The sequence below is a fragment of the Rhizobium favelukesii genome (assembly GCF_000577275.2).
GTDB classification, from domain to species: Bacteria; Pseudomonadota; Alphaproteobacteria; order Rhizobiales; family Rhizobiaceae; genus Rhizobium; species Rhizobium favelukesii.
In genome coordinates, this window is record NZ_HG916854.1 from 594,355 (window position 1) to 615,276 (window position 20,922).

A 20,922-nucleotide genomic window follows, 5' to 3' on the forward strand; every position below is an offset into this window, starting at 1 on the left:
AGTCACGGATCATCACGACAGCGGATCGCTGTTCGCAGGAGACTTCAGCATGGCAAGCAAGCTGCGCGAAGACCTTTCGCAGCAAGATTCGACCTGGTCAGCCGAAGTGACTTACCGGTTCGCGTTTGACGCTGCTCACAGGCCGCTACCGTCCGATGCAAACGCTGCCCGGCAACGGCTCGAGGGCGGAAACCGAGCCTTCGCCGAACTCCTTGGTCGGGTGGGGCCCTCTAAACCGGCAAGGTTGAGCATCGATGTTGACCCGCATGATGTCGGCCTTCTCCACGGGCACAGCGCAGCGCCCAAACAACAGCCGTTTGCAGCCATTGTCGGTTGCGCTGATGCGCGCGTTCCGGTGGAGCTTATCTTTTCAGAAGGGCCGAACGACCTCTTCGTTGTCAGGGCTGCCGGCAATGGTTTGGGCGACGACGTCATGGGCAGTCTCAGCTATGCGGTTGACCATCTGAAGGACAGCCTGCGCACCATCGTCGTTCTCGGCCACAGTCGGTGCGGTGCGGTTTCGGCAGCGGTCGACGTCCACCTGGAACCCGCCAAATACATGAAAATCATGACGCTGAAGGATCTGCGTCACATCGTGGACCGCACGCTGGTCGTGGTCCAGCTGGGCGCAACCTGGCTGGAGCGCGTGCATGGGACGGAAGTCATACGCCGGCCGGGCTATCGAGCGACCCTGATTGAGGTGGCGATCGTGCTAAACGCGGCATTGACCGCCTATGGCATGCGTCCGGGTCTGAGCCTGGGCGCCGGCGGGGGCATTGACGTCGTCTACGGCGTCTATCTTCTGGAGGAGCGGCTGGTGTGGGCGCCAAGACGTGAGGCGTCGGACTGGTTCGGTCTGGCGCCTGCGCCGTGCGACCCGAATGAATTCGTCATGCTGTGTGATCTTCTGGCATCGTGCGAGCGGGTGCAAACCTTACTCAATGGACCTTGAAGGTTCTTTGCTATTTGAAGTGCCGCGAGGTGACCGCAGGTTTTCGAGTGGTCGGCAAATGATCAATGCGCTGTGGCCGTCAGGATATGTACCGCCGGCGCGAAACAGAAGATGCATTGCAGTTCATCGAATGTCATAGCGCAGTTTTTCCTAAATACCGTCGGCGCCGCCTGTCCGGCGCGCTGATTGGAAGGGCCCCTGGCTCTACAAAGACCAGAGCCCTGGTGGTTCTCCAAAGGACTGTATTGCTCATGACGCGGATGAGGCGGAACGTGATCTTCACGTCGGTGCATTCAGGTAGGCGCCTGACGCGCGAACAGAAAACGACATTGCCGGGCACCTGAGCGCTGGGTGGGATCCGAGGGGGGAAGAGGATCAAATGAGCTGGAACAAGCTTTACGCGCTCAGGAGCTATCTGCGATCATCATTGTGGATCGTGCCCTTCTTCGCACTCGTTCTTCAACAGATACTCTTTCGCACGGCGCTAGTGCTTGAGGAGTGGACGACGTGGGTCCCGCGTTGGCCCCTTGGTACCGAAGGCACCGTCGCGGCGATGCAAGCCATCATCAGCCTGGCGCTATCCTTCATTGTCTTCACCTTCGGCTCACTTCTCGTGGCCATACAGATTGCAAGTGGGCAGCTTACGCCCCGGATCATAGCGACCACGCTTCTGCGCGACAATGTCATCCGCTTCACGGTGGGCTTGTTCATCTTCACGCTGCTCTTTGCGATCGGCGTGATAAGTCGCGTAAACACGTCCGCTCCGTCATTCATCGTATGGTTTTCAGGCATTCTTGGCGTGGCATCGCTGGCCGCCTTTCTCTATTTCATCGACTACTCAGCCCGGCTGCTTCGACCCGTCAGCATCATCCATCGCGTCGCCGAGCAAGGCTTCGAGGTGCTAAACCTCGTCTACCCTGCTCCCCTAGCGAAGCACGAGGAGGGATCTCCGCCGCACCATCGGCTCGGAGAGCCTGCTCGCATCGTCGCGCATCTTGCTTCTTCGGCCATCATTCTTGCCGTCGACGTGAAGGCGCTAACGGCCCGCGCGCAGCGGGCCGACGGCATCATCGAACTCTCGGCGCGCATCGGTGATTTTGTGTCGCAACGCCAGCCGCTGTTCCGCCTCCACGGCGGTGCCGCGGCGGTCCCCGACCACGACCTTCGCCGTACTGTCGCTTTCGGGCGAGAGCGGACCATCGAGCAGGATCCAACCTTCGCTTTCAGGGTGATTGTCGACATCGCCTCCAAAGCCCTTTCGAAGGCGATAAACGACCCGACGACGGCCGTACTCGCGATCGATCAACTGCATCGGCTGCTGCGCAGCGTCGGCCGACGCCAACTCGGCAACGAATACATACGTGATGCCGAGGGGTGCCTGCGCGTCGTGCTTCCGACGCCAGACTGGGAAGATTTCGTGCAACTGACCTGCCGCGAGATCAGGATCTACGGAACGGAAAATCTTCAAATCGCTCGGAGGCTACGCGCTATGATCGAAAATCTGGACGCGGTCCTGCCGGAAACCCGGAAGCCGGCGTTGCGACTGGAACGGGATCTACTCGATCGGATGATCGAAAAGGTTTATCTATTGCCTGAGGACGCAGCACTTGCACGTATCGCAGATACGCAGGGACTTGGTGGTTCGGCAGAGAAACAGCATCTCGCCCGATGTCGCGGGGACAGCGGCGAATTCGAGCGATGAGTCGGGCTCCCCGCCGCGCGGGTCGGAATTGAATGATGACGGGCGCAGGTCGTGAAAGGAATGACTACCGAAGCGACCTGTGTCGAAAAGCCGTTTACCATCATTCCGCTGGTCGTGACCGAGGTGCAGGATGTGATCGCCGCCGAGGTTTAAGTCCGGCACCTTCCTTGTCGCGTCGAGTGTTGGGTTAGGCTGATCGCGATCCTACGAGCGTGGTCACCACAGCTATCCAATTCCTTGGTCGATTGGTAAGCCGCAACAACCTCAGCAGCGCGAAAGTACTCCCAACGGCGCAAAAAAACATAGATTTTTGCTAATATTACGAGTAGTAGTTGCTAATATGAGGTCAACGTAGAGTTTCGGCAGGCAGGCTTACTTTTCCAGCGATGATTTTTTCGGCGGAGGTAATTATGTCGCAGGATCCGAAGCATAAAGTTAGCCGGATAGACCAATTCTTCTCAGGACCGAATGCCAGGGCCGATCGTTGGCGCGACCTCGCAGATTCCGCCGAGGCGTGGCTTGCCGGCTCTCTTGATCGAACTGAGCTCGAAGAAGAGCTCGCAGAACTGGCGATCACGGAAGCCTATTTCGCTTATCCGGGCGGACAGCTGCTGTCCGCGCTGCGGGAAAATGCGGTGGCGGACAATGCCGCTGCCATGGCGCACCTTGTCAACCGCATTGTCCGGGCCCTGATGACGCGCTCGTTCCGGCAGGACGCAAACGACTGGGATGCAGGCGAGGATATCCGCGACAACTTTCCAGAGCTCGTGCCATCGTCGTTGACCACACGGGAACATCACCGGCCGTATTTCGAAACGTTGATTGTCACAGGGGTGCCCGCATCGACCTGGCCGGCGCTGTGCACCGAATGGCGCAAACTTCGCCGCCCGCTGGATACGTTCATCTACGAGCCCATCTTCGTCGGCAGTCTCGAAGATGCGTTCTGCGCGACAATTCTCAATCCCAGTATCGCAGCCACCGTCATCAACGAGGGGTTTGCCCTGCGCTCGCGGCAGGACGCGCCGGTGCTGCGGTCGCTGATCGCGTCTCTCGACTCTAAGGAAGCGAATACCGCGTCGCCCCTAGGGTTGGCCAAGATTCTCAAGCGCGTTCGTCCGGAACTCGACTTGTACCTGATGGTGAACAGGCGGGTCGAGGAACTGGCTGGCCAGGCCGATGCTGGAGTGGCCCGCCGGACCTTCTATTCGGTCGAGGAACTGCTCGAACTTCATCTGGCTATCCTCGAGGGCGTGCAAGCGCGGTATGAGACGCCCTTCTTCGACAATCTCAAGAAGTATGCGCAGCGACCGGTTGGCACGTTTCATGCACTTCCGATCGCAAGGGGCAAGTCGATCTTCAAGTCCGACTGGATCCGCGACATGGGCGAGTTCTACGGGCCGACGCTCTTTCTGGCCGAAAGCAGTGCGACCACCGGGGGCCTCGACAGCCTGTTGGAGCCGACGGGTAACATCAAGAAGGCGCAGGAACTCGCGGCAAGGGCGTTCGGCGCCGACCACGTCTTCTTCGTGACCAACGGAACGTCGACGTCGAACAAGATGGCGGTTCAGGCGCTGCTGGGGCCGGGCGATATCGCGATCGTCGATCGCAACTGCCACAAGTCCCACCATTACGGAATGGTGCTCGCGGGTGCGCAACCGCTCTATGTCGAGGCGTTTCCGATGACGGAATACTCGATGTACGGAGCGGTTCCCCTTCGCACCATCAAGCAGGCGCTGTTGAACCTGAAGGCTGACGGAAGGCTGAACCGCGCCAAGATGGTCGATCTCACTAACTGCACCTTCGACGGCCATATCTACAATACGCGTCGGGTGATGGAAGAGTGCCTGGCGATCAAGCCGGATCTGATCTTCCTGTGGGATGAAGCGTGGTTCGGATTTGCGCGGTTCTCGCCGTTCTTGCGTCCTCGCACGGCGATGGGTGCGGCCGACGATATCGAGGCGTGGATCCACGATCCGGAGTCGGTTGTCGCTTACGAGAAACAACAGGCGGAGCTTGGTGCGAGCCCGTCCGACGATACGCTGCTGAACACGCATTTGCTTGCCGACCCGCGAGAGGTCAAGCTGCGCGTCTATCAGACGAATTCCACCCACAAGTCGATGTCGGCCCTACGCCAGGGCTCGATGCTGCTGGTCAAGGATGTCGAGTTCCACACGGTGGAAGCACAATTCCACGAAGCGGTGTTCACCCACGCTTCCACGAGCCCGAACCAGCAATTGATTGCCAGTCTCGACGTGGCGCGCAGGCAGATGGAACTGGAGGGATATGGCCTCGTCCACAATGCGATCGAGATCGCGCTGGCAATCCGCCAAGCGATCGGACGACACCCCTTGATCTCCAAATATTTCCACGTTCTTGGCTCCGACAAAATGGTGCCGGATCAGTTCCGCGAGAGTGGGTTCACCGATTTCCTTGACCCCAAATCGAACTGGGTGGCCGCGTGGCGCAGCTTCAAGGACGATGAATTCTGCCTCGACCCGACGCGCATGACGCTCGTTTGCGGCACCGCGGGACTTGACGGCACGCAATTCAAGAAACTCCTGGCGGATCGTTACAACATACAGCTCAACAAGACGTCCCGAAATTCCGTCCTCTTGCAGTCGAACATCAACAATACGCGCAGCGATGTCGCTCATCTTATCCGCGTCCTGGTCGAGATCAGCAGCGAGATCGCTCAGCGTCTGGTCGAAAGCGGTCCCAACGTTCGCAAGGAATTCGATGCGCGGGTGAAAAGCCTCATGACGGATGTGCCGGACCTGCCGAACTTTTCGCATTTCCATGATGCCTTCCGGGCGGATGCCGGCCAACGGACGAACGAAGGCGACATTCGCGGCGGTTTCTATTCCGCCTACAATGCCGACGGATGCGAATATATCCGGCTTGCGGATCGGGAGATTGACCGGCGGCTGAAAGAGGGCCCCGATCTCGTCTCCGCGAATTTCGTCATTCCCTACCCGCCCGGGTTTCCGATCATGGTGCCGGGGCAGGTGATCACCCAAGAGACGATCGATTTCATGCGCAAGCTCGACGTGAAGGAAATCCATGGCTACGACGCTGCCGAAGGCCTGAGGCTGGTGCGTGCAGAAGCACTCGCGAAACGCACCGGTAAGTCGGCGAAGCGCGCCGCCTGAGTAATGGACCAGAGCATAGGGCAGGAGGATTTTAGGCCAGGTCGACCTTAAATCTGAAACCGCCAATACATAAAAAAGAAGAGCATGCTGCCGAAAATCGCTTACGCGTTTCGGCACATGCTCTGTCACAGGGATGGGTGACGTCATGATCGATTGGTTCTTTCAGACGCTGCGAAACTATCCGGAGATCGCCATTTTCCTGGCGCTCGCTTTCGGTTACTACTTCGGCTCGTTCACCTACAAGGGCTTAGGCCTCGGCGCAGTCACTGCAACGCTCATTGCCGCTGTGATCATCGGACAGATCGGAATTACGGTTTCGGGTCCGCTTAAGCCGACCTTTTTCCTGATGTTCCTGTTCGCCATTGGCTACGGGGTTGGGCCGCAGTTCGTCCGCGGCATTTCGCAGGACGGAATTCCGCAGGCCCTGTTCTCCGTGGTGGTCTGCTTGTTCTGCCTGGCCGCCGCCTACATCGGCGCAAGGCTGGCAGGCTATGGCATAGGTTCAGCGGCTGGACTCTATGCCGGTTCGACAACGATCTCGGCGTCGATGGGACTCGCGACCGACGCCATCAACCGCCTCAATCTTCCACCGGAGGAAACCAAGGCGCTGCTGGACGCCATGCCGGTCGCCTATGCCGTCACCTACATCTTCGGCACGATGGGTTCCGCGATCATTCTTTCCATCATCGGGCCGGCACTCCTTGGCATCGATCTGCCGGCCGCGTGCAAGCGTTACGAGGAGAAGCATGGCGGAAAGAAGGAATTGGGCGGTCCTGGAACGGCCTGGCACCGATTTGAATTGCGGGCTTTTCGCGTCCGCGAAGGGATGCCGATAGTCGGCAAGACCGCGCATGAAGCGGAAGCAATGCTGCCCGAACAGCGCGTGTTCATCGAGGGCATCCGCCGTGGCCAACAGATCATCGACGCCACTGCCGATACCCTCATCCAGGCTGACGATGTCGTGGCCGTGGCCGGCCGCCGGGAGGTGTTGGTCAATCTGATCGGAACGACGGCGGAAGAAGTCGACGACCGCAAGCTCTTGGCGATGCCGATAGAAGGTGTCGATGTCTACGTCACCAGCAAAGAGGTCGATGGCATGACACTGGCCGAGCTGGCCAAAGCCCAAGGCGCTCGCGGCGTTTTCCTACGAAAGATCACCCGCGGAGCGACCGCGACGGATATTCCGATTTTTGCAGACACCAAGCTGCACCGGGGCGATATCGTCAACCTCGTCGGGCGCACGCAGGACATAGCGGCCGCGACCAAGATGCTGGGCCATCCGGACCGCGCGACCGATGTCGCGGATGTGGCGTTCATCGGCGCGGCAATAGCAATCGGGGCTCTGCTCGGCGCATTTGTCTACAGAGTTGGGAGCGTGCCGTTGACGCTGTCCACATCCGGGGGCGCGCTCGCTTCCGGCCTGTTCTTCGGATGGCTCCGCTCGGTACACCCGACCTTTGGTCGGATTCCGTCGTCGACCGTGTGGTTCATGAATTCCATCGGGTTGAACATATTCATAGCCGTGGTCGGCATCTCGTCGGGGCCAGGCTTTGTCGCAGGCCTGCGGGAGCTTGGCTTCAGCCTTTTTCTCTGGGGCGTCTTTGTGACGACCATGCCGCTGGTTCTTGCAATGTATGTCGGGAAATACGTATTTCGCTTCGATGAAGCGATACTGCTTGGTTGCTGCGCCGGCGCGCGCACGACGACGGCGGCCCTTGGCATGATTAACGACCGCGCCGGCAGCCAGATTCCCGGGCTCGGCTACACGGTTACCTACGCTGTCGGAAACATATTGCTGACGACCTGGGGCATGGTCCTCGTGATGTTGATGACATAACCGCGAAAGGCTGACCTTTCGCGCAATTCCTACAGCAGGAGCAGGTCATGGCTGACGCCCTTACGCTACACAAGTTCGAGGCTCTAAGTCCTTTCGAGATTAAGGATGAGCTGATCCAGCTCGCCCGGAACACCTCAAAGACCACCCAGTCGGCGTTCCTGAATGCCGGCCGCGGCAATCCCAACTGGGTCGCCACCACGCCGCGTGAGGGCTTTTTTCTGCTTGGGCAGTTCGCCGTCACCGAATGCAGGCGGGTGATGGAGCATCCGGCGGGACTCGCCGGGATGCCGCAGGCGAAAGATATCGCGGCGCGGCTGGAGTCGTGGCTGACAAAGCATGCCGACATGCCGGGTGCCGGCTTCCTGTCTTCGATGCTGCAGTTCGCAACCAGGACCTTCAGCTTCGACCCGGACGCCTTCGTGCACGAACTCGTCGATTCCATCATCGGCGACAACTATCCGGTGCCGGACAGAATGCTCGTCCACAACGAGCGGATCGTGCACGAATATCTGATGTGGGCGATGTGTGGCAAGCCGCGGCCGCCCGGCAAGTTCGATCTTTACGCCGTCGAAGGCGGCACGGCTGCGATGTGCTACATCTTCAAGACTTTGAAGGCCAATCGCCTGCTGCATCCTGGCGATACCATCGCGCTCGGGACGCCCATTTTCACTCCTTATCTGGAGATGACGCACCTGGAGGACTACGACCTCAAGGTCGTGCATATCAGAGCACCGCAGGAAAATCGGTTCCAGTTTACGGACGAAGAGATCAAGAAACTGGAGGACCCGACGATTAAGGCGCTCTTCATCGTCAATCCCGGCAATCCCACCGGCATGGCGCTGAGCAAGGAGACCATTGGCAAACTAACGAAACTGGTGAAGACCAAGCGCACGGATCTGATGCTTTTGACGGACGATGTGTACGGCACCTTCGTCGACGATTTCCGCTCCTTGCTCGGTGAGCTTCCGCAGAACACGATCGGCGTCTACTCGTATTCGAAGTACTTCGGCTGCACCGGGTGGCGGCTTGGCGTCATCGCCGTCCACGAGGATAACATCTTCGACACGATGATCGCCAAATTGGCAGACGCAGATTTGAAGGCGCTGGACAAGCGGTACGGCGCGCTCACGCTCGAGCCGCGCAAAGTCAAATTCATCGATCGCATCGTCGCCGACAGTCGCGACGTGGCCCTCAACCATACGGCGGGGCTCTCGCTTCCACAGCAGGTGATGATGAGCCTCTTTTCCCTCTGCGAGATGATGGACGGAGAAAAGCATTATCAGGCCGCCTGCAAGGAGATTGTCCATCGGCGCGCCCGGACCATGATAGACAGTATGGTTCTCAAGGTCGACGCGAACCCGAACTTCGACGCCTACTACGGCCTCATCGACTTTGAGTTCTGGGCTCGCAAGAATATCGGCGATGAAGCGGTCGAATACCTCAAGAAGAATATCCACCCGCTCGATCTTGCTTTCCGCTTGGCCGAGGCACATGGGATCGTGCTTTTGAACGGCGGCGGCTTTGAGGCGCCGAACTGGTCGTTGCGCGTGTCCTTGGCGAACCTGCCCGACGAAGCGTACGAAGACATCGGGCGCGGCGTGCGCACGATTGCCCGCGGCTACAGGGACGCATTCGAAGCGTCGAAAACCGCACCCAAGAAGTGAAAGACTAGTGTCATGCGAAAGGCGGCACGTCTGGGGAGGTTCTGGTCCAGATTGTCTCGGTTCGAGGCCGCGCAGCCGCACTATTGTGCCTTGCGGGCCGGCCGCCTGCTGCTGGAATTGGACCAAGCCCGATTTGAAACCGGCTGTGAGAAGCAGGCCATCGTTATCAGTCAATAACAAGCGGAGGGAGGCGTACTTCCATGAGAAGGATAATGCAAAAAGTCATGTGGTCGACTGCGGCTGCGCGTTTATCGGCGCTGGCGCTGATCTGTGTTTTGGGAGCACCGCCGGACGCCGGCGCCGGCGAGGCGGAAGCCAAGGGCCTGCTCAAGGCGATGTCGGATTATCTGGATGCGCAGGAGACCATTTCATTCGGATACGACAGCAATCTCGAGGTCGTCACCAAGGACCACCAGAAAATCTTGCTTGCGAGCTCGGGCAAGATTAAAATCGAGCGGCCCGACAAGATCCGAGTCGCGCGGACCGGCGGGTTTGCCGATGTCGAGATGATTTTCGACGGAAAGACGCTCAGTGTGCTCGGCAAGAACCTCAATCTCTACACTCAGGTGGAGGTGCCCGGTACGGTTGAACATCTGGTCGACGAATTGAGGGAAAAGCTTCACAAACCCATTCCCGGCGCCGACCTATTGCTTCCCAAAGTGTACGACGAACTGATCGCCGACGTGGTCGATGTGAAGGATCTCGGCAGCGGCGTGATCGGCGGCACCGAATGCGATCATCTCGCGTTCCGCGCCAAGGAGGTCGATTGGCAGATATGGATCGCCCAAGGCGAGCACCCCTATCCCTGCCGGTATGTGATCACTGCCAATAAGGTCGATCAGGCACCGCAGTACAGCATCCAGATCAGAGATTGGAAAACAGGCACTGGGGTTACCGCTGATGATTTCGTCTTCGATAATGCAATCGGTGCCAAGAAGGCCGACCTCGCGGAGCTGAAGGATATAGACGAACTACCCGCACACTTTTCCGTAGGAGGTGGCCAATGAGCCTATTGAGGAAACTGGGAATTCTGCTGGTGGCTGCGGGCACGGGCTTTACCGTGCTCGACGCGGGCGAGGGACTTTCGATCCTCGGCGTCCATGGATTTGTCTCGACGGCGGAGGCAAGGGTAGGGCGTCCGCTGACGCCGGTCAGCGTCGCTGGCGTGGCCCGGCGCTCGGCACGCCGTTGTGCGTCCGGAGTGTATAACTGCTGAGCTAGCCGAAGCAGCCATAGTCGACTGCGTTTGTCGTATTGGAGTCGTCTCACCGTTGGCCGACGTCTAGGGCGTTATCGGTCCTGCGGCTCGTTGAGTAGCCCAAAGCTACTGCGACATTTCGGTGTTGCAGGGAAGCGACGAACTCGAACGATGGGGCGTATCTTCCCGAAGTCCTGACCCCAGCTCACCTGAGGGAGGAAAGCACTCTCGTCAGGCCTAACGTTGATGCAGCGGATAACCCGTAGCCTTGCGAAAACTTTATAAAAAACGCGCATCCTCGCCCGCATCGTGCTATTATTAGTTGTTTCTAAACTGTCGGTTCCTGCCGTGATCGGTCCTGATCGTGGCTCGGTGCGGTTTCCAAACAAAACTCCACACATGCACGAGCACTCGTCCTGGCCAAGGGCGAGGCTGTTTGGGAGGACGACAGTACCATGAGACGGTTTGTGTCAATCGCAATCGCAGCTGCAGGTCTTTGCTTGGCTAGCCAGGCGCTGGCTGCAGACGTGGACATGTCAAAGCCCACCTGCAAGGAAGTCGGTGCCATGCCTGCAGCCAAGACTATTGGCGTGGCCATGTGGGTGAACGGATATGTCCATGGCAAAGCTGGAGATGGCATGGTGGACGGTGACAAAGCCCATGCAAATGCGCAAAAGATTGCCGACTATTGCAAGAACAACGCCAGTTCTACGGTGGCCGGCGCAATAGAAGCAGTCTCTAAAATGTAGCAGACGGTATGACGGTGGCGGCATGAGGCCGCCACCATGGGCATGAGGCCACAATCGTGGCCGCTTCAACGGGAGGACGAACAATGTTCGGATTCAAGCCTCTATTCAGTGCCTTGATGGCTACGATATTCCTCGCAGGCGCGCCAGCTATGTCCTTGGCAACAGAGCAAGGACAACAGCGCAAGGCTGCGCGTGATGTCCGCCAAGACACCCGCCAGGGTGCGCGCGATACAAAGCAGGCGTGCCGCTCCGCTAACGACAAAAGCAACGCCGCGTGCCGACAGGACAAACGGAACGCTAAGCAAACGGGGCGTCAGACGGGCAGAGACATCAAGTATTGAGCGCATACGACTTGCGGCACAAAGCAACCCCGTTAGGTGCCGCAAGACAGTGACTTCAAGCCTTTCAGATCGGTTTGAGGTCCGGCTCAGGCGCGCCCTTTAGCCCCGGGTGGATGTTTTCGGATAGCCACCGGCCCCGCCGAACAACCATTCGGTCCCTCAACTTCAGGCAGAGGGTGCGTCAGAGTGCCTAGCTTTTTGCTGAATTCAGCAAAAGCACCACGATGGCGGCAAAGCAACCACAGTTCCGACCGCTGTTCAGTTGACCGGAAAAGGAACCGCTGCAATCCAAACGAAGAGAGACTGCTGGGCTCCGTATGCGAGCAACCCGACCGAGGGCATCCAGTTGCATATCTGGAGCGTGCTCGGCAAGGTACCGGCGAAACCTCATTGCCGAGGTTTCGCAGCTAGAGGCGGGTTACGTCATACTGACCAAACAGTGCACCCCCTAGACCAATTCGATATTAATAGCTTTCGGTCCCTTGCCCGTCCGATCCGGTTCCATATCGAATGAAACCTTCTGGCCATCACGAATGGCTTGAATTCCAGACGCTTGCAGCGCCGAAATGTGAACAAACACATCCTTGGCTCCTCCGTCAGGGCTGATAAACCCGAAGCCTTTGTCTGCATTGAAGAACTTTACCGTACCTGTCGCCATGAATTTTCTCTCAAAGTTAAATAGCATCTCAACATGCAACCAGTACGGTTCTTTGGCAAGTGGTGTTAGCAAAACGCTAGGTTACATAGATTATTAATAATACATGATTTGCGCTCGATTATGTTTTGGATTGCTAATTGAGTATGGCTTCAGGCATTCAGCGAAACTAATTCCTCCGTGAGGCTCAGGATACGCAACAGGCCAAGAATTGGCCAATTGGAAAAGACGAACGCAGGCTGGGCGACCTTTCCTTTGTTTCGCGCCTATTCCGCCATTCTGGCGAGCACATTGGACATGTCATTCGCCAGCGACGTTATCGCGTCTTTGATCGATCTTGCATTTGCCGACGAAATCAGCTCGCACCGTCGCCAATCATCATCAATCGATCGAGCGCATTGCGGTTGCGACAGACAGCAGCTTATCTGAAGACAATTCCGGACCCCGCCGGCTCTTTCGATCACCCCAAAATCCGCGTTTTTCGGTCTCGGGGAACCAGAACGAGGCGCTCGCATGGCTTGAAAAGAGAAGTTGATGAGGCTGGTCGCGCGCTTCAATCGCTGAATAGGTGTTGAAAGATCCCGAGAACGAAGCGTGCCATGGGACGTAGGTCAGGTCCATTGCCCAGCCCTCATTTGCTTTAAATTTCCCTCAAAGTATCGCAACGACGGCCTTGGCGAGGTCATCGAGCCGGTCTTCCTTGAGGCCCGCGACGTTGAAGCGGGAATCGCCGACCATGTAGATGCCGAACTCGTCTCGCAGGCGGTCGACCTGCGCTTCGGTCAGGCCGAGGCGCGAGAACATGCCGCGGTGGTCGGCGATGAAGTCGAAGCGCGAGGAGTTGGACTGGCGACGGAGCGCCTCGGCAAAGCCCTTGCGCAGGTTGAGCATGCGAAGCCGCATGGCTTCGAGTTCGGACTTCCAGTCGGCGCACAGCGCGTCGTCTTCGAGGATGATGCGGACGGCGGCGGCGGCATGGTCCGGCGGCATGGAATACAGCACGCGGGTCGTGGCGAGCGCCTGGCTGCCGGCGATCTTTGCGCCTTCTGCGTCCTTGCCCATCAAGATGACGGCGCCGACGCGATCGCGGTAGACCGAAAAGTTCTTTGAGCAGGATGTGGCGACAGCCATTTCCGGCACCTTGCTCGCGAGCAGGCGAACGGCGGCGGCGTCTTCCTCCAGACCATCGCCGAAGCCCTGATAGGCAAGATCGACGAAGGGGAAGAGGTCGCGTTCGACGAGAAGATCCACGACCGGAGCCCACTGCTGGATCGTCAGATTGGCGCCGGTCGGGTTGTGGCAGCAGCCGTGCAGCAGAGTGATGTCACCGGCCTTCGCCTGCTTCAATCCCTCTAGCATCGCATCGGCCTTCACCGTGCCGCTTGCGGGATCGAAATAGGGATAGGTCGCGGTTTTGAAGCCTGCAGCCTTCAGGATCGGCACATGGTTCGCCCAGGTCGGATCGGAGAGCCAGATGGTTGCGTCAGGCCGGGCCTTTGCGAGCAAGTCGGCGATCGTGCGCAGCGCGCCCGAGCCACCCGCCGTCTGGCAGGCGAACATGCGCGACAGATCGGCCTTCTTGCCAAAGACCAGCTGCAGCATGGCCTTGTTGAAACCCTCATCGCCTGCCATGCCGACATAGGTCTTCGTCGTCTGGCTTTCATAAAGGCGCTTCTCGGCCTCGCGCACGGCCCGCATGATGACGGTCGCACCCTGCGAATTCTTGTAGACGCCGACGCCGAGATCCATTTTCGTCGGCCGCGCATCGTTCTTGTACAGAATCGAGAGGTTGAGGATCTTGTCCGGCGGGGCGGCGGAGAGGGTCTCGAACATGGCTTTTCCTTTGGATTAAGATCAAGTGCCGATATGCTTTTCGCCGCGCGCCTCGGTGCGTTTCGCCTGCAGTTCACGCTCGCGGAAGCGGTCGTCCTCGCTGCGAACTTCATAGCATTGCGGACTAATGGCGCCTTCGCAAGAGTCGCAAAACCGTCGCGGAGCGTGTCAAAACTCTTCCGATAAGGATTATAAAAAGATGAGCTGATCTCAAGGATTTTGCTAGCTCCGTATGATGGATGATTGTGCGACAATCGCACACCAAGGACTATTTGGTCTGGAAGGACCACGGAACCACCGGCAGATCCTCAAGAGACGCGTCAACGGTCCATCATGATACAAAACGAGCGTCCGCTGCAGCATAGCTGTTCCACGGTTAGCCTTATTGCAACATTTTACTGCACGTATCGAACGCAGGCAGCTCATCCCCTTGTCGATGGCCATCGCGCACCTAGATCACCACAATATAAGGTTGCATTAACTTTACGCTGGCCTCGCATAAGTTCCTTGCGGTTGATAATTTTCGGAATTGCAAATGATCTGGAACCATCGCATCACCCGTATTCTGGTCGGCATATCCCTGTTCGCGCTTGCGATCGTTCTTCTGCTGCCCGGCCTGACTGGCTTTACAAGCCTCGACGGTACAGTCAATGCGCGATTTGCAATCGTGAATGCTCCTATCGACGGCGAGGTCGCAGAAACGCCCCCAAAAGTTGGCGCGCGCGTGTTGCCGGGAGAGCCGCTCGCCTTGCTACACAACACCCGCGTCAACCGCGCAATACTGAGTTCGCTGCAGGCCGACCACATGACTGCCGTTGAACATGCTACGGCGCTAAAACGGGAACGCGATGAGCTTGTACGGCTTCGTGATCAGTTGGCTGCACGCATGGAAGTCTTTACGCGCACAACCATTGCCGACTTGGAGCGGCAAGTTGAGATTCTAAACAAACGGGTCAAGGTTTCCGAGGCGCAGGACAACGTCGCGCAAGTCGACTTTGACCGGCGGCTGGCGCTTGAGGCGAAGGGTGTCCTGTCCACCAAGATGGTCGAGTCCGCCCGAGCCGTCTGGGAAGCGGCGGGGGGCGAACTCGAAATCAGTGGCTTGACCGTAGCGCAGCTCGAACAAAAGCTGGAAGCCGTTCGCCAGGGTGTTTTCGTTCTCGGTGACGGCCAGAACGACGTGCCCTATTCCCGCCAGCGACAGGATGAGGTGATCGTTCGTATCAACGATCTCAACACACGCATCGCCGAAAACGAAACACGGGCCGCACAGGTGCAAAAGCAGCTGATTGAGGAGGAAAACCGCGTCCGCAGTCTCACTTCGGCATCAGTTCCATCGCCTTTCGATGGGGTCGTGTGGAGTAGCAACATCGTCAACGGCTCGAACGTCATCCTCAATACCGAGCTGATGCGCATTCTCGATTGCAGCGATTTGTTCGTCGATATCCTTGTTCCGGAAGTCGACTACCAAGAGATTTATCCTGGCCTTACTGCAGAGGTGCGCTTGTTAGGCGCAGGCGACGTCTTCAAAGGCGTGGTCCTATCGGTAAGAGGCAGCTCCGCGGTCGCCGAGAAGGACACGCTGGCAGCCAATCAGCCCGAAACAACCAAACGCAACGATCGAATACGCGTGGGCCTGGCTCCATCCGCTCTCAATACGGATTTTCCGAACTTTTGCCAGGTGGGGCGTTCTGTACAGGTGCGCCTGCCCAAACCTAACATCGGCATATGGCACTGGGTGGAAGGCCTGTGGTTCAGTATCTTATAGCATTGGCGCCGACGTTTTCGGTTTTGGGGTTCTTTTTGCTTGGACCTTTCAACTGGTCGCGTAACGAGAGCTGGACGCGCGCAATCACATGCGCTGTCGTTGGCGCCATCGCATTGCGCTATATACTCTGGCGATTATTCGAGACGGTACTCCCTTATCCCAACGATGGACTCAACTTCTATTGGGTCTGGTTTCTGTTCATCGTAGAAATTCTCGCGTTCTTTGAAGTCGTCCTCTTCCTGGTCTTGATGAGTCGATACGTGGACCGGAGCGCAGAAGCGGACGGGCTCGCGCGGGACTTCTTTAGAGGTGACGAGGATGAATTGCCCACGGTGGATGTGTTCATTCCTACCTACAACGAGCCGCTCGACGTCCTGGAACGGACGATCATAGGGGCGCTTGCGCTCGATTATCCCCAAGACAAGCTGAGAGTCTACGTGCTCGATGATCAGCGTCGTGATTGGCTCAAGGCGTACTGCAAGGAGAGGGGAGCAATCCACGTCACACGCCCCGACAACAGCCATGCCAAAGCCGGCAACATGAACAACGGTCTGAAGGTCAGCTCCGGCGACTTCATCGCGATATTCGATGCTGACTTCGTGCCCTATCGTCACTTCCTGCGCCGCACGCTTCCCTTCTTTTCCGATGCGAGCATCGGCATCGTCCAAACGCCACAGCATTTCTTCAATACCGATCCGGTACAGTCAAATCTCGGTCTCGAAAATATCTGGCCGGACGAGCAGCGTTTGTTCTTTGATGAGATTGCACCGAGCCGAGATATCTGGGACGTCAGTTTCTGCTGTGGCTCATGCTCGATCGCGCGACGCAAGGCGATCGATGAGATTGGGGGTTTCCCGACGGAATCCATCACAGAGGATCTGTTGACCACCCTTTCCATGCTCAACAAGGGTTACAAAACCCGTTACCTGAATGAGCGCCTGTCGATGGGTTTGGCCGCTGAGAATTTGACTGGCTATTTCGTACAGCGCGAGCGCTGGTGCCAGGGGGGAATTCAAACACTCTATCTCCACAACGGCCCACTGCGCGGCCCCGGTCTGTCACTTTTTCAACGCATCATGTTCCTTCCGCTGTCGTGGTTGGTGCAGTATCTGGTGCGCTTTACGATATTGATCATCCCGATCATATATCTCTGGTTCGGCTTGTTGCCGCTCTACTTCACCAATGCTGCGGACTATATCTCCAATCAGGTGCCGTTGCTGACGGCCTATTTCCTTTTGATGCTCTGGATAACACCGACGCGATATTTGCCCGTCGTATCGAGTGCAGTCGGAGCTTTTGCGACGTTTCGGATGTTGCCAACTGTCATTTCCAGTGTGGTACGTCCCTTCGGCAAACCGTTCAGGGTGACCCCGAAGGGCAGCGGCAACCATGCGATTGGATATGATGCATACAGCCTTGCCTGGATAGCGGTGTTGATATCGGCGACGGCCATCGGTCTTGTCGTCAATATCGTGCCTGAGACCTCGCATGTCGAGGCGCAGTTCTCACCGATTGCGGCTTGCTGGTCGGGCATCAACATTCTCGTTCTCGCTATCGCGTCCTTGATCTGCTTCGAGAAACCGCGGCGGCTCTTCGATGCGTTCAAACTTGATGAAGCGGTTCACGTCGACGGCGTTCCCGGCCGCATGGTCAGTCTGGCGCTCGACAAGGCAGTCGTTGCCGTGCCGCCGGAGACGCGCTTTGCATCCGCCGATGTCACGCTGTCGCTCGAGGGTTTTTCGCCTTTCAAAACGGAATTAAGGATGGTCACCCAAAGACGAAGGAGCATTGCTCGCGTAGGCGACACGGAGGCCTTTTACCTGCACCTTCATTTCGATCTTAGCGGTTCGGCCCGCGATAAGATGATCGTCAAGCTTTATACCGGACGTTACTCCCAGGACGTTCGTGACATTGACAAAGTCGCGGTCTCGATCAACCTTCTGCTTCGGACTTTCGGTCGAACCCGGACGCTTTGAGCGAGGTGTCTCCCGGCCCTGCGCATACACAAAATTTAGTGGGATCGGACAGCGGAAATGGCTGCTTAGCCCCATTAAACCTTTGCTGCCGGGAAGGCGAGGAATGACCGTGCCGATACGGCCGGCGCGCGGCGACATAGCCAGTCATCCGGATGGTCGTTCGGCTGAATCAAACGCACATGTGTGGCACGGTCAAGTCGGCTTCCCATCATGCGTCGGCACAGTCCTGGGATCTTGACGCAGGCCTGCGTTCGTTCGGCCCTAACAGTTAAAGGTGTCATCATTGGCCTGGCTATCAACGCCAAACGGGCGCTAGCCACGCCCGATTCTAGTCTTGCCCCAGCGTCTGCGGCTAGCGGCCAATCCCAAACCTAAGTTTGGATTACAGGCGTTTGAGGGGTTATGTGCGTCAAGTTCAGCAAATTGAGCGGTCATGCGGCTTGGCGCATAGCGAGCTTTTTGTGCTCCCGTAGATCGTCCATGTTGATGTAACGGTTGGCCTCCATCCAATTTTCGTGGGTTTCAACAGCGAGCGCTCTGACGAGGCGTAAGCAGCTCTGTGCATTTGGAAAGATCCGCACCACGTAGGTCCTGCGTCTGATTTCCTCGTTAAGGCGTTCGAGCATGTTGGTCGATTTCAGATGTTTGTGATGCTGGCGTGGCAATCGCAAGAAGGTCAGTGTCTGTTCGATTGTCTCCTCGACCCAACTGGTCAAGCGCGGATAGCGTGCCGACCACTTGGCGAGCCAGGCAGAGAGATCGGCCTTGGCTTCGTCGAGGTCGCGCCGGTCGTAGAGCCATCGCAGTTCCTGCAGGCAGTCGTCGCCATGCTTTCGTGGCAGGTGATCAAGGGCGTTGCGCAGAAAGTGTACGTAGCAGCGTTGCCAGGCGGCCTCTGGCAGCGCCTCCGCGATCGCCGCCACGAGGCCGGCATGATCGTCTGAGACCACCAGTTCCACACCCCGTAGACCGCGGCCTTTCAGCTTGATGAGAAAGTCCTTCCACGCCGAACGGCTCTCGCGGGATGCCATTTCGACAGCCAGAATCTGCCGCCGTCCGTCCCAATCGATGCCAACGGCAACCAGCACCGCCTGACTCATCACCACACCAGCCTCGCGAACCTTCTCATACCGGGCATCGAGGATCAGGTAGGCAAAGGGCTCAAGAAGCGGGCGTTCAGCAAACGCCTTCAGGCTTTCGTCCAATCGCTTGTTGATCGCCGAGATTGAAGATGCCGAGAAAGCATGACCGCAGAGCTCTTCGGTGATCGCCTTGACCTTTCTGGTCGACACCCCGCACATACATCTCTGCCAAGGTCGCCACCAATGCGCGCTCGGAGCGCTGATACCGCTCAAACAGTTCGGTGGAAAAGTGTCCCGAGCGATCTTGCGGAACACGCAGCTCAAGCTTGCCAACGCGGGTGATCAACGTTCGGCCGTAGTGGCCTGAGCGGTACCCGAGCCGGTCCGGCGTGCGCTCGCTTTTGCCAGCCCCAAGAGCCTCGTCCATCTCCGCTTCCAGCACTTCCTGCATCACTGCGCGGATCACTTCACGTAGGCCGTCAGGGTTCGATAGCAAAATCTCTTTCACTGCAGCACTGGCTGACTTACCATCGGTCTTGGTCATGGTGGCTTTCCCTCCGGGAAATAGGTGACGTTGAACATCACCAGTCTGCCATGGCCGCCCTCTTTAGGGAATTTGCAGAACCTTCAGCACTCTACCGGTTTGAGGGTGGTTGTAGGGTTGCTGGAGCCGCCACCAAGGAGCACTCGAAAGCGACACTTTCAGAAACATAGGTTCGAGCGCCGGATCCGTGACGGTATGCGACATCAGCGTCCTGCCGGGTGGAGAGTGACAGGCTAGTCTTCACGCAAAACAGGAGCGCGTCATGTCGCAGGCAGAAACAAAACCCCGTATGAATCCGCAGCAGCCAAATAGCAGCTTGGAAAAAACCTTTCATCTCGGCAAGCCAGGAACTGGCGAGTTGGTTCCATCGCGCTACGCGCTGCGGATCGGCGAAATCGATGTCCTGGTGGTCAGCGACGGGGTGTTGCCGCTGCCAACCAAGATGTTGGGACACAATGCCGACGCCGCGGACCGGGCTGCCTGGCTGGACGACATGTTCCTGCCGCCGGACGCTTATGATTGGGCGCTGAACGTGGTCGTGGTGCGCAGCGACGAGCAGACCATACTCATCGACGCTGGGCTAGGATTGGACCCGGACCTGAACTTGCCGCGGGCCGGTCAGTTGATCAAGCGGCTGGAGGCCGCCGGCATCGATCTTGCGTCCGTGACCGACGTGGTGCTTACCCACTTGCACATGGACCACATCGGCGGGCTGCTCATCGACGGGGTGAAGGACAGCCTGCGTCCGGACCTGCGCATCCACGTGGCGGCCGCCGAAATCAAGTTCTGGGAAGCTCCCGATTTTTCTCACGTCTCCATGCCGCCGGGGTTCCCGGATGCGCTTCGGGCGGCCGCCAAGCAGTTCTCGAAGGAATACCGTGGTCAGCTACGGCTATTCGATGAGGAATACGAGGTGGCACCGGGGTAGTCGTCCATCGCACCGGCGGCCACACCCCAGGGCACAGCGTGGTCCGCCTGGCGTCCGGCGGCGAACGACTGACCTTCGCCGGCGACGCCGTGTTCGCGGTCGGGTTCGAACACCCCGACTGGTACAATGGCTTCGAACATGACCCCGAGGAGGCAGCCCGCGTCCGGGTGCGTCTCTTGCAGGAGTTGGCGGCGAACGGGGAACTGCTGGTGGCCACTCATCTGCCGTTCCCCTGCGTCGGCCATGTGGCGGTCACCGGCGATCGCTTTCGTTGGGTGCCAGTCTTCTGGGACTACTGACCGTTATTGGGTTAGGGCCGACCAGACGACTGCATGCGTTTGAACAGCTAGTCGATCGCTGCCTCACCGCCTGTATCGTCGCCGACGTAGACCTCGGTTTTCAGTACCGTTAGGAGGTCGGATCATCTCGCGCCCGCGCCGGCCCGGCTTGTGCTCCGGCAGCGCGGGTGCATCTGTTCGACATCAGCCAGCCTTTAGACGACGGCCCTTTTTATCAGCCTGGTTCGGCCGCGCGCCCAAATTCG

The 20,922-nt window shown here is 58.2% G+C and carries 13 protein-coding genes and 2 pseudogenes; 12 read left to right on the forward strand and 3 right to left on the reverse strand.

The features are described from left to right. The first annotated feature begins 49 nt into the window (after positions 1 to 49). From LPU83_RS62870 to LPU83_RS74535, 9 genes are all read left to right on the forward strand, one after another. On the forward strand, positions 50 to 952 hold the full coding sequence (locus LPU83_RS62870; protein ID WP_024317702.1) for a carbonic anhydrase: 903 nt from the start codon (positions 50 to 52) through the stop codon (positions 950 to 952). A gap of 379 nt (positions 953 to 1,331) precedes the next feature. Further along, positions 1,332 to 2,654, forward strand: coding sequence for a DUF2254 domain-containing protein (locus LPU83_RS62875; RefSeq protein ID WP_024317701.1), 1,323 nt, complete (start codon positions 1,332 to 1,334; stop codon positions 2,652 to 2,654). Between the two features lie 410 nt (positions 2,655 to 3,064). Continuing rightward, positions 3,065 to 5,803, forward strand: coding sequence for a decarboxylase (locus tag LPU83_RS62880; protein ID WP_024317700.1), 2,739 nt, complete (start codon positions 3,065 to 3,067; stop codon positions 5,801 to 5,803). A 145-nt stretch (positions 5,804 to 5,948) separates the two neighbouring features. Beyond that, positions 5,949 to 7,640 carry an aspartate-alanine antiporter gene (gene aspT, locus LPU83_RS62885; protein ID WP_024317699.1) on the forward strand — a complete coding sequence of 564 codons (1,692 nt, stop codon included), beginning with the start codon at positions 5,949 to 5,951 and terminating at the stop codon, positions 7,638 to 7,640. 47 nt (positions 7,641 to 7,687) lie between these two features. Continuing rightward, complete coding sequence (gene aspD, locus LPU83_RS62890) at positions 7,688 to 9,304, forward strand: aspartate 4-decarboxylase (RefSeq protein WP_024317698.1); 1,617 nt, start codon at positions 7,688 to 7,690, stop codon at positions 9,302 to 9,304. A 212-nt stretch (positions 9,305 to 9,516) separates the two neighbouring features. Continuing rightward, on the forward strand, positions 9,517 to 10,311 hold the full coding sequence (locus LPU83_RS62895; RefSeq protein ID WP_231052436.1) for a DUF2092 domain-containing protein: 795 nt from the start codon (positions 9,517 to 9,519) through the stop codon (positions 10,309 to 10,311). Continuing rightward, the gene (locus LPU83_RS62900; RefSeq protein ID WP_024317696.1) at positions 10,308 to 10,520 is read left to right on the forward strand and encodes a hypothetical protein; all 213 of its coding nucleotides are present in this window, start codon (positions 10,308 to 10,310) and stop codon (positions 10,518 to 10,520) included. The genes LPU83_RS62895 and LPU83_RS62900 overlap by 4 nt, the downstream gene beginning before the upstream one ends. A 437-nt stretch (positions 10,521 to 10,957) precedes the next feature. Next, positions 10,958 to 11,251, forward strand: a complete 294-nt coding sequence (locus LPU83_RS62905) for an HdeA/HdeB family chaperone (RefSeq protein WP_024317695.1) — start codon at positions 10,958 to 10,960, stop codon at positions 11,249 to 11,251. Positions 11,252 to 11,367: 116 nt separating this feature from the next. Then, entirely contained in the window at positions 11,368 to 11,592 is a 225-nt protein-coding gene (locus tag LPU83_RS74535; protein ID WP_231052461.1) for a hypothetical protein, read from the forward strand. Between the two features lie 448 nt (positions 11,593 to 12,040). Here the strand turns inward: LPU83_RS74535 and LPU83_RS62910 are convergent, their stop codons facing one another. Then, positions 12,041 to 12,250, reverse strand: coding sequence for a cold-shock protein (locus tag LPU83_RS62910; RefSeq protein WP_024317693.1), 210 nt, complete (start codon positions 12,248 to 12,250; stop codon positions 12,041 to 12,043). Between the two features lie 648 nt (positions 12,251 to 12,898). Then, on the reverse strand, positions 12,899 to 14,080 hold the full coding sequence (locus LPU83_RS62915; RefSeq protein WP_040680821.1) for an amino acid aminotransferase: 1,182 nt from the start codon (positions 14,078 to 14,080) through the stop codon (positions 12,899 to 12,901). A gap of 535 nt (positions 14,081 to 14,615) precedes the next feature. Between LPU83_RS62915 and LPU83_RS62920 the strand changes: the two genes are divergently transcribed. Both LPU83_RS62920 and LPU83_RS62925 read left to right on the forward strand, forming a co-directional pair. Then, a complete protein-coding gene (locus LPU83_RS62920) occupies positions 14,616 to 15,848 on the forward strand; it encodes an HlyD family secretion protein (RefSeq protein ID WP_024319140.1) in 1,233 nt (410 codons plus the stop codon). Continuing rightward, entirely contained in the window at positions 15,830 to 17,824 is a 1,995-nt protein-coding gene (locus tag LPU83_RS62925; protein ID WP_024319141.1) for a glycosyltransferase, read from the forward strand. Before LPU83_RS62920 ends, LPU83_RS62925 begins: the two co-directional genes overlap by 19 nt. A gap of 431 nt (positions 17,825 to 18,255) precedes the next feature. On the opposite strand, the pseudogene LPU83_RS62930 reads toward LPU83_RS62925, so the two are convergent. Then, positions 18,256 to 19,450, reverse strand: a pseudogene (locus LPU83_RS62930) (IS256 family transposase). Positions 19,451 to 19,739: 289 nt separating this feature from the next. On the opposite strand from LPU83_RS62930, the pseudogene LPU83_RS62935 reads away from it, so the two are divergent. Next, positions 19,740 to 20,677, forward strand: a pseudogene (locus tag LPU83_RS62935) (MBL fold metallo-hydrolase). Positions 20,678 to 20,922 lie beyond the last annotated feature (245 nt).